This is a genomic window from Nocardia sp. NPDC019395 (assembly GCF_040632335.1).
GTDB lineage: Bacteria > Actinomycetota > Actinomycetes > Mycobacteriales > Mycobacteriaceae > Nocardia.
On sequence record NZ_JBEYBT010000038.1, the window covers coordinates 1 to 10,103 of the forward strand.

Genomic DNA, 10,103 nt, shown 5'->3' on the forward strand with positions numbered 1-10,103 from the left:
GAGCGACAGAGCGAAGGAGCGCAGCGACTGAGCGCCGGAGTGAAGAACCGGGCTACCCGGGGCCCCGCCCTCGAGCCGCGGAGCGGCTCCAAAATCACAGCCCGCCCCTTAACGAACGGTCTCCCTCTCGCTCTTTCGCGGGTGGTCTCCCTGTCGCTTCTTCGCGGGTGATCTACATCGAGAGCGCGGTTACCGTCACGGACGATCTACTCCGAGATGCGGGTTGACAGCACCCCGACCCGCGACACCGAAGGCGGCGCCATAGACACCGCACCCCCACCCCCACACCGCCGAAAGCGGCGCCGGATATACAACTACCAGTCCGCGATAGCCCCGGTCCGCTCGATCCCGCGATCCACCATCTCGACGATCTCCGCCGCCGACTCCGAGGCCGACATCCGCACCCCGTCCAGCGAATTCACCCTGGCCGCCAGGGTCACACTGCTCAGCATCCAGATACTGTCGCAGTCGAACAGGTCGGCACTGAACAGCGGTTCATAGCGGCAGTCGTAGCCGTTGCGCTCGGCCTCGGCGTACAACGCCCGCTGGGTGATCCCCGGCAGGATGCCGTTTTTCGCCGGAGGCGTGATCAGCTGCTTGTCCCGGACGATCACCACACTGGAACGCGGCCCCTCCAGGACCCGGTGCTCGGTACTGGTGAAGATCACATCATCGGCGCCCATCCGGGCGGCGAACCGCAGCGCGGCCATATTGGTCGCGTAGGAAAGGGTTTTCGCACCCAGCAGCTGCCACGGCGCGGCCTGGGCGAGGTCGATCGAGATACCGCGGGTCAGCGTCACTACCGCGACGCCCTCGGATCTCGACTCGGCCACCCGTTGCGGGAGCGCCGTGACCATCACGTAGCTCGTCGGAACCGGAACCGCTTCGGACAGTTCACCCGAACGCACCGCCGCCTTCGGGTTACCGAGTGCGCTCTCCCGGCCGCGGGTCAGCACCAGTCGCATAACCCCTTCGTCCTCGGCGCCCCATTCCTTGGCCGCGGTTTCCATCACCGCCCGCCAGCGGCCGATATCGGGCTCGGGCAGATCGAGCGCTTGCGCGGAACGACGCAACCTGGCCAGATGGAAATCGAGCGCGCATACCGTGCCACCGCGGACCAACGCCGTCTCGAATATTCCGTCACCGCGCAGGACGCCGATATCGTCGGCATACAGCAACGGCTGGTCCGCGTCGCGGACCTCGCCGTCGAGTGTTACAAGTACTCGATCCACCATGCGCACGAGCGTAGGCCAAGCTGTGTTTATTTGCGCCGCCTGCGGCGTCGCGGGTTTCGGCCCCCTTTGGGCACCGCCGCCGGGCCCGTTCGAGGTCGGGGGACCTTCGTCGGTGCGTCAGGTCGCCTCGATGCCATCTCTGCCGAATGACGCATTCCGGGCGGTGGCGTACACGGTGCCCAGCCGGGTCGCGACCTTCGTTAAGGTCCGATGATGGCTCGACGGACCGAAACCGACCCGGCCGCGGTGCGAGAGGCGGTGACCGCGGTGCGCGAGTGGCTGCTGGACGAGACAACGCCGGCCCCGGCACGCGCCGAGCTGGCTGCCGCGGTCCGGGGTACCGCCCGGGCGCTGGCCGCCGCGGCGCCGGGGCATTCGGTGGAGGTCCGGGTGCCGCCGTTCGTCGCCGTCCAATGTGTCGAAGGTCCCCGGCACACCCGCGGCAATCCGCCGAATGTCGTGGAAACCGATCCGCGCACCTGGCTGCTGCTGGCGACCGGGTTACAGGACTTCGCGGCGGCGGTCGCCGCGGGCACGGTCGACGCCTCCGGCGGCCGGGCCCCCGAGATCGCACGGTGGCTGCCGCTGGTGCCGGTGCATCCCGCCCGGGATTGACCCGAATCGCCTGGTGAGCACCCCGCCCATGCGCGCAGGCCGCAACTGCTCCTAGAGTGGAGGCCGTGTCCGTGGTCGTCGCACCCAGTCCTGTCCTCGCTGTACCGGGAGCCGTGGCCGCCGTGCCCGGATCTCCGGACGCCTCGGTCCCGTGGCACTACGGTGATCCGCTCGGCGAACAACGCACCGCCATCGAGGGGATCGCGATCGTGGATCGCTCCCATCGCTTCCTCGCGAGTATCACCGGTGCCGAACGGCTGAGCTGGTTACACACCGTGACCAGTCAGCACATCGCCGAACTCGCCGACGGGCGCAGCGCGGAGAACCTGGACCTCGACCTCAACGGCCGTGTACTGCACCATTTCGTCCTCACCGAACTGGCGAGCACGGTGTGGCTCGATACCGAAGCCGAACGCGGCCCCGGCCTATTGGATTTCCTCACCAAGATGGTGTTCTGGGCCGATGCGCGGCCCCGGCCGGAACCGGACTACGCGATGCTCGGCCTGCTCGGCCCGCTCGCTCATACACTGACGGCGCCACTGGGCCTGGACCGGTTGCCCGAAACCTATGAGGCCCTCCCCCTCGCGGGCGGTGGTTTCCTGCGCCGGATGCCCTGGCCGACCGCGGACTCTTTCGACCTGGTCGTCCCGCGCGAACAGCTGATGTCGCGGTGGTCCGAACTCACCGCCGCCGGCGCTCGACCAGCCGGATCCTGGGCCTACGAAGCGCTGCGGGTCGCCGCCGCACGCCCGCGGATCGGCTTGGACACCGACGAACGGACCATCCCGCACGAGGTGAACTGGATCGGCGGACCCGACGAATACGGTGCCGTGCACCTGGACAAGGGGTGCTACCGCGGCCAGGAAACCGTGGCCCGCGTGCACAACCTCGGTAAACCGCCCCGCCGCCTGGTCCTGCTGCACTTGGACGGATCCGCCGACGAACGCCCCGCGCCCGGCGACCCCGTCACCGCGGGCGGGCGGACAGTAGGTGTCCTGGGCACCCTCGTCGATCATTACGAACTCGGCCCCATCGCGCTGGCGCTGATCAAGCGCAATGTTCCCGCCGATACCCAGCTCACTGTGGGTACCGCGGCCGCCGCGATCGACCCCGACTCGGTCGTCGCCGACGACAGCCCCCAGCCCGGCCGCCAGGCCATCGAACGGCTCCGCGGCCGCTGACCCGCCACCGAGCACAAGGATCCGAGAGGAGCGCCGATGCGGGTTGGGGATACCGGCCGGGTGCAGGCCGTCTGCGTCGTACACGCGGAGCTGGCGGTACCGGGCCGCGTCGGCCGCAGCGCCATCGACAAACGCCCGCTCACGGGACGTGTCCCGGCCCGACGGCTCGGCCTCGACGGGGACCATGTGTGCAATACCAGGGACCACGGCGGAGTGCATCAGGCCGTGTACGGCTACGCCGAAGAAGACGCACTGAGCTGGTCCGCCGAGCTCGGCAGGGAGCTGCCCGCCGGCTGGTTCGGCGAGAACCTGCGGGTCACCGGTCTCCCGCTCAGCGACGCCGTCCTCGGAGCCCGCTGCACCATCGGTGACGCGGTATTCGAGGTCAGCGGGCCCCGGGTACCGTGCGCCACCTTCGGGCACTGGTCGGGTGAACAGCAGTGGGTGCGGCGGTTCACCCGGCGCGCGAACACCGGCTGTTATTTCCGGGTCCTGACCGAAGGCAGCGTCGCGGCCGGCGACCCCGTCGAAATGGTGTACGTACCCGACCACGGCATCACCGTCCGAGATATCTTCACCGGCGCGGATCCACAGCGACTCGAACTCCTGCTCGCCGCGGAGCCCACCGTCTCCGATGAAATCCGTGCCCAGATCGCGCGCCACGCGAAACGCTCCGCCGGACCGGTGACGAAGCCGAACCCGGACGGCGGCACGGAAGCGAGCGCGGCGGCGCCCATGGACGGACCGGCCACGGAATCGGAGGCCATCGGATGAGCGTCGACCTGGTCGAGGTGGTGCGTTCGGGCTTCCGGGAATGCGTGCACCGGGGGTCGGTGGTGATCATCGGGCCGGACGGCGAGCCGACCTTCGAGGCCGGTTCGGTACACGTGCCGATCTATCCGCGGTCCACCAACAAACCGCTCCAGGCGCTCACCTTGCTGAAGCTCGGCTTCGACCCGGTCGACGAGGCCGAACTGGCCATTGCCACGGCCTCGCACACCGGTGAACCCGAACATATCGAACTGGTCGAACGGCTGCTGCGCCGCTACGGATTCCGCGAAGACGATCTGGCCTGCCCACCCGACCTGCCGATGGACGAAAAGACCCGTGCGGGTGTGCTCCACCGAGGCGGAGAGCCCGCCAAACGGTATATGAACTGCTCCGGCAAGCACGCCGCGATGCTGGCCACCTGCGCGGTGAACGGGTGGCCGACCGACGCTTATATCGACCCCGGCCATCCTCTGCAGCAGGCGGTGTCGGCCCAGGTGATCGCGCTGACCGGCGAACCCGAATCCGATCTCGGAATCGACGGGTGCGGCCTACCCATCGTTCCGGTCGCGCTGGTCAATCTGGCGCGGGCCTTCGCGACCCTCGCCACTGCCGCGCCGGGCACACCCGAACACCGCATCGCCGGCGCACTCCGTGCGCGGCCGTGGGTGATTTCGGGCACCAACGGCCCCGATCTGCTGTCCATGCGTGCTGTCCCCGGACTGCTCTGCAAGATCGGCGCCGACGGCGTGCACGCGGGTGCGCTGCCCGACGGCAGCGCCTTCGGATACAAGATCGACGACGGCGCCGATCGCGCCAGAATCCCGCTGACCATGGCGATTCTGCAGCGTATGGGGGTCGCGTGGTCCGCGGAACTGGCCGAGCTGGCCGCCCCCGCGGTACTCGGCGGCGGCAACCGAGTGGGTGTGATCCGCGCCATACCGGGGGTAATCTCGACTGGCGGCTGAGCGGCGAAATATCGGCAAACCGGTCGGTCGATCCGGCCGATAGCCGACTCGTGGAAGCGCGACGGCCGGACACGCGCTAAAGTGTCTGTCAGGAAGATATTAATTCGAACGGGGCCGCCACCAATCCCCAGGCCGCCCCGCTGTGACGCGAGGGGGTCAGCCATGGGCCGTGGCCGGGCTAAGGCAAAGCAGACCAAGGTCGCTCGCGAGCTGAAGTACAGCTCGCCGACGACCGACTTCACGAGCCTTCAGCGCGAGCTATCCGGTAGTGACAACGCCCGGCGCGGCGGGGTCATCTCGGACGAGCACGACGCGGACGACGCCTTATCCAAGTGGGACGAGGACGCCGACGACGACTGGCGTCGCTGACCAGGTGCACAGCCGGGGAGGCCGATGCGCCTCCCCTTTGGCCGTTAACGCCGGTTCGCGCCGTTCCCCGCCAGTCGCGCGGTGGATGACGTGAACCGGCGATCCGGTCCGAACGGCACCTGGCAGTAACGCCGGCTCCGAACCACTCTGGCCGACGGCCCGCCCAGCGGGTCGCCGGTCCACGACTGATGTCCGACTCTCTCCTCTGTGGGCTTACAGACGAGAGGTCGGTTCAGCGCGTACACGCCGATCCTCGCAATCCCCAGGGAGATTCGAGGCCGGTTGCGGCCTCACCGGCAGGTACCGGTCGTATACATACGACCCGTCGCCTTCATAGCTCACCACATCCCTTTCGGACGGAAGTCCAGTGAGTACCCCGGGTCCGAGCGACTCAGCGCAGAACCGCGGCATCCCGTGGAACCGACCATCGGAGTGAAGCCCCAGGCTCGAAGACTCCGACCCCGCCGTCGCCGCCAGGCGCGTTAATTCCCCTACCGCCCGTCTGTCCGCATCCGACCCCCCACCCCCGTTTCCCGCATGCGGCCGGTCGGCCTTGGTGGTTCGGGGCCCGTCTCGTTCTGGAGCGACCAGAGCGAAGGAGCGCAGCGACTGAGCGCCGGGAGTGAAGAACGAGACCAAGGGGGCCCCGAACCCGCGCCGCCGCAGGCGGCGCCAAAAAACACAGCAACCTTCACGGTCGCGGCCCGCCCCCGCATCTACAGCGACAGAGCTCAGCGACCGAGCGCCCGGGTGAAGACGCGGGGGCAACAGAGCCCCAACCACGCGACGCCGAAGGCTCCAGAGATTCAGAAGCGGGGGTGGTCTCCGAGTAGGACAGCGCGTGAGGCATCGGCGTCCTTCGCCTTCTTCAAGCTGCCCAGCGTCCAGCATTCGATATGGCGCGCGGTGAGTACCGCCAAGGCCCGGTCGACGTCCTCCGGGGCCACCACCGCGACCATCCCGACGCCCATATTGAACGTTTTCTCCATCTCCACGCGATCCACCCGACCGCGCTGAGCGATCAGCTTGAACACCGGTGCCGGGCTCCACGAGCCCCGATCCAATTCCGCGACCAGGCCGGGTGGCAGCACCCGCGCCAGATTGGCCGCCAGTCCGCCGCCGGTGATATGCGCGAAGGTCCGGACATCGGTTTCCGCGATGAGAGCCAGGCAGTCCTTGGCGTAGATCCGGGTCGGTTCCAGCAGCTCCTCACCGAGGGTGCGGCCGAACTCATCCACATGCCCGGTCAGCGCCATCCGGTCGATTTCCAGCAGTACCTTGCGCGCCAGGCTGTAGCCGTTGGAATGCAGGCCGGAGGACCCCATGGCGATGACAACATCACCGGGCCGCACCCGATCCGGGCCGAGCAGCTCGTCGGCCTCGACCACCCCGACTCCGGTCGCCGACAGGTCGTAATCCTGCTCACCCATCATGCCCGGATGTTCGGCCGTCTCACCACCCAGCAACGCGCAGCCCGCGCGGACACAGCCGTCGGCGATCCCGGACACCAGTTCGGCGACCCGCTCCGGTACCACCTTGCCGACCGCGATGTAATCCTGGAGGAACAGCGGTTCGGCACCGCACACCACCAGATCGTCGACAACCATCGCCACCAGATCGAGGCCCACGGTGTCGTGCTTGTCCATGGCCTGCGCGACGGCGATCTTGGTGCCGACGCCGTCGGTGGACGAAGCGAGCAGCGGCTCCCGGTAGTTCTTCTTCAGAGCGAACAGCCCGGCGAAACCACCGAGTCCACCCTGCACTTCCGGGCGGGTGGCCTTACGCGCGAGCGGTGCGAACAACTCGACGGCCCGATCACCGGCCTCGATATCCACGCCGGCTTCGGCATAGGAGGCACCGGCACCGGTAGCGTTCTGCTCAGTCATTGTCGGGGGAAGCTCCAAACCGAATCCGCGGATAATTTGCCTGGTAAGAGTCTATGGCGCGCCTCCCGCGCGCGGTGTTCCGGGATGTGTTTTGTTTGCGGCACCCGCGCTGACGAGGTCCGGTCCACAACGGACCGGCAGACCGGTTCGGCGGAGCCGGCGACCTCGCGGGTTCAACACGCGCCTGATCGAATACGCCCGGCGGCGCCGAGTTCGGCGAGGCCCTGAATGTTGCGGTCCGTCCGAACCCGCGCGCCGACAAACACTACTCACCCCCGGCTGAGGGCGCTCGCGTTGGCGTTGTCGGTGAGCAGAGATTGGGAACGGCCGCCGAGTTCGAGGAGGTTCTTGCCGATCGACGCTTCGGTGGGGAGCGGAATCGGGTAGTGGCCGTCGAAGCAGGCGGCGCACAGACGGGAGCTGGGTTGTTCGGTCGCGGCGATCATTCCGTCGAGCGATATGTAGCCCAGCGTGTCGGCACCGATGGAACGGCGGACTCCCTCGACCATTTCGCGCATCGCGGCGGGATCGACCGGTCCGCCCGCGGGACCGTCCGCGTCGGTGCCGGCGTTGTTGGCGACCAGCTCGGCGCGGGAGGCGAAATCGATACCGTAGAAACACGGCCACTTCACCGGCGGTGAGGCGATCCGCACATGGATCTCCAGGGCACCCGCCTCGCGGAGCATCCGGATCAGGGCCCGCTGGGTATTCCCGCGAACGATGGAATCGTCGACGACGATGAGGCGCTTACCGCGGATGACCTCGCGTAGCGGGTTGAGTTTCAGCCGGATACCCAGTTGCCGGATGGTCTGGCTGGGCTGGATGAAAGTGCGGCCCACGTAGGCGTTCTTCATCAGGCCCTGCCCGTAGGGCAGACCCGAGCCCTGCGCGTAGCCCACCGCGGCCGGCGTACCGGATTCGGGGACCGGTATCACCAGGTCGGCGTCGACCGGGTGCTCGGCTGCCAGCCGGCGGCCGATATCGACACGGGTCGCGTGTACCGACCGGCCGGAAATGGTGCTGTCCGGGCGGGCCAGGTACACGTACTCGAACACGCAGCCCTTGGGTTCGGGGTTGGCGAACCGCAGCGACCGCACGCCGTCGGCGTCTATGGCGAGCAGTTCACCGGGTTCGATTTCCCGGACGAAGGAGGCGCCGACGATATCGAGGGCGGCGGTTTCACTGGCGACCACCCAGCCGCGCTCCAACCTGCCCAGCACAAGCGGGCGCACGCCGTGCGGGTCACGGGCGGCGTAGAGGGTGTGCTCGTCCATGAAGGTCAGGCAGAACGCGCCGCGCACGGTTGGCAGCAGCTCCATGGCCGCCTGTTCGATACTCGAATCCGCCGCGGCGTGCGCCAGCAGGGCCGTCATCACATCGGAATCGGAGGTCGCCGAGACGGTGCCGGGGCGGCCTGGACTGACCAAGCCGAGTTCACGCGCACGATCGGCGAGTTCGGCGGTGTTGACCAGATTGCCGTTGTGCCCTAGGGCGAGGCCCGATCCGACAGCGGTGGTCCGGAAGATCGGCTGGGCGTTCTCCCAGGTGGTTGCCCCGGTGGTCGAGTACCGGCAGTGTCCGATGGCCACATGGCCGGGCATGGCCGCGAGCGTCTGCTCGTCGAATACCTGGCTCACCAGACCGAGATCCTTGAAGACCAGCACCTGTGAACCGTCGGAGACGGCGATACCGGCCGCCTCCTGGCCGCGATGCTGCAGCGCATACAGGCCGTAATAGGTGAGTTTGGCCACGTCCTCCCCCGGAGCCCAGACTCCGAAGACTCCGCATTCCTCACGAGGCGGATTCTCCGTCTCCTCGGTTGCGGTGGAATTGCTGAGGGCCGATCGATCGGCGAGGGTCACCGTGCGCTCCCTGGTCGGGCGGGTGTGGGGGCACTCGACAGTCTACGGGTGCCCGCCGTCGGAGCGGCAGCGGATCAGCAGAGCGCCGGCAAGCGCGGTCGTAGCGGTCGAATACGGATCCCGGCAACCCGGCGCGGGATCCCGGCAACCGCGGGCCGGCAAACCGTCACACCCGGTCAACTCGCTGTCAACCTGCGAAAACAGCATCCGAACGGAACGCGCACGGCCACGGCGGGACCGGCGGACCGGACCTCGGACCGCACCCCCGCGGGAGGCAGCTCATAAGCCGGGCGCACGGTCCGGCGCAACGTGGGCGATATCACCCGGCGCCGAAGGACCGGCGCAACCGAGTCGGTCAGCGGGCGCGGCCCAGCAAACGACCACCCGGCGGCAGATAGGCGTCCACCTCGGTTCCGAGATCTTTGGCCGCTGTAGCTATATCTGCCGGAGTAAGCCGCGCCGTGATCACCACCGGGCTCCCGGCCTCGGCGCGACGGTTCCAGGGCGGCGAGAATTCGAGATCGAGCCCGATCCGCATTTCCACCGCACCGGCGACAGGGGTGGCGGCGAAGCTCAGGTTCGGTTCGGTGAACACCAGCCGGGCCGGCCCGGGAACCTCGCCACCGGACGGTTCCGCCTCAGCGGCGATCCGCCGTAGCCATTCGGCCAGTTCCACCGCATCGTCGAGTGTCAGTGCCTGCCACCGGAAGGACCAGTTCCCGTCCGGGCAGTTCGCGGTACCGGCGATTATCAGCCAGCTGTACCGGATTCGCGGATCGATATGGTCCGGAAACTGGTATCCGGCAACAGAGAGCTCCACACCGTATCCGTCGCTGTCGATCAACCTCACCGGCGCAGTCTGTCACTATCGAGACGCCCGCGCCTAGTGGACAAATTCACCGAACCCCCAGCGACGCCACCGATTCGGGCGAATCCCGCCGAGCTCAACATCCCGACCAGCCCGAATACCCCACCAACGACCCCGAACCCCGAACCCCCGCAATGTCCAGAGCATGCGCCCCCGTTTCTGTGCATGCGGTGTATCAGCACCCGCAGCACCATTACCGAACTCGCCGCCGCCTCGGCGCGTTTGATCCACCTACCGCCCGTCTGTCCGCATCCGACCCCACCCCCGTTTCCCGCATGCGGCCGGTCCGCCTTGGTGGTTCGGGGCCCGTCTCGTTCTGGAGCGACCAGAGCGAAGGAGCGCAGCGACTGA

9 protein-coding genes are annotated in these 10,103 nt (G+C 68.1%); 5 read left to right on the top strand and 4 right to left on the bottom strand.

Going from position 1 to position 10,103, the window contains the following annotated elements; genetic code table 11:
• Nucleotides 1-314: 314 nt before the first annotated feature.
• Nucleotides 315-1,235, bottom strand: coding sequence for an aminodeoxychorismate lyase (locus tag ABZ827_RS31160; RefSeq protein WP_357244640.1), 921 nt, complete (start codon nucleotides 1,233-1,235; stop codon nucleotides 315-317).
• A gap of 213 nt (nucleotides 1,236-1,448) precedes the next feature.
• Here ABZ827_RS31160 and ABZ827_RS31165 point away from each other — a divergent pair, with 213 nt between their 5' ends.
• From ABZ827_RS31165 to ABZ827_RS31185, 5 genes are all read left to right on the top strand, one after another.
• Nucleotides 1,449-1,850, top strand: coding sequence for a sterol carrier family protein (locus tag ABZ827_RS31165; RefSeq protein ID WP_357244643.1), 402 nt, complete (start codon nucleotides 1,449-1,451; stop codon nucleotides 1,848-1,850).
• Between the two features lie 65 nt (nucleotides 1,851-1,915).
• A complete protein-coding gene (locus tag ABZ827_RS31170; RefSeq protein WP_357244646.1) occupies nucleotides 1,916-3,031 on the top strand; it encodes a folate-binding protein YgfZ in 1,116 nt (371 codons plus the stop codon).
• 36 nt (nucleotides 3,032-3,067) lie between these two features.
• Nucleotides 3,068-3,805 (top strand): MOSC domain-containing protein, encoded by a 738-nt coding sequence (locus ABZ827_RS31175; RefSeq protein ID WP_357244649.1) that lies wholly within the window; start codon nucleotides 3,068-3,070, stop codon nucleotides 3,803-3,805.
• Nucleotides 3,802-4,767 carry an asparaginase gene (locus ABZ827_RS31180; protein ID WP_357244652.1) on the top strand — a complete coding sequence of 322 codons (966 nt, stop codon included), beginning with the start codon at nucleotides 3,802-3,804 and terminating at the stop codon, nucleotides 4,765-4,767. Before ABZ827_RS31175 ends, ABZ827_RS31180 begins: the two co-directional genes overlap by 4 nt.
• 162 nt (nucleotides 4,768-4,929) lie before the next feature.
• On the top strand, nucleotides 4,930-5,136 hold the full coding sequence (locus tag ABZ827_RS31185; protein ID WP_357244654.1) for a DUF3073 domain-containing protein: 207 nt from the start codon (nucleotides 4,930-4,932) through the stop codon (nucleotides 5,134-5,136).
• Nucleotides 5,137-5,942: 806 nt separating this feature from the next.
• Here the strand turns inward: ABZ827_RS31185 and purM are convergent.
• The 3 genes from purM to ABZ827_RS31200 all read right to left on the bottom strand — a co-directional run bounded on the left by purM (nucleotide 5,943) and on the right by ABZ827_RS31200 (nucleotide 9,734).
• Nucleotides 5,943-7,022 carry a phosphoribosylformylglycinamidine cyclo-ligase gene (purM, locus tag ABZ827_RS31190; RefSeq protein WP_357244657.1) on the bottom strand — a complete coding sequence of 360 codons (1,080 nt, stop codon included), beginning with the start codon at nucleotides 7,020-7,022 and terminating at the stop codon, nucleotides 5,943-5,945.
• Nucleotides 7,023-7,291: 269 nt separating this feature from the next.
• Complete coding sequence (purF, locus tag ABZ827_RS31195; RefSeq protein WP_357244660.1) at nucleotides 7,292-8,884, bottom strand: amidophosphoribosyltransferase; 1,593 nt, start codon at nucleotides 8,882-8,884, stop codon at nucleotides 7,292-7,294.
• 355 nt (nucleotides 8,885-9,239) lie between these two features.
• Entirely contained in the window at nucleotides 9,240-9,734 is a 495-nt protein-coding gene (locus ABZ827_RS31200; RefSeq protein ID WP_357244663.1) for a hypothetical protein, read from the bottom strand.
• Between the last annotated feature and the right edge of the window lie 369 nt (nucleotides 9,735-10,103).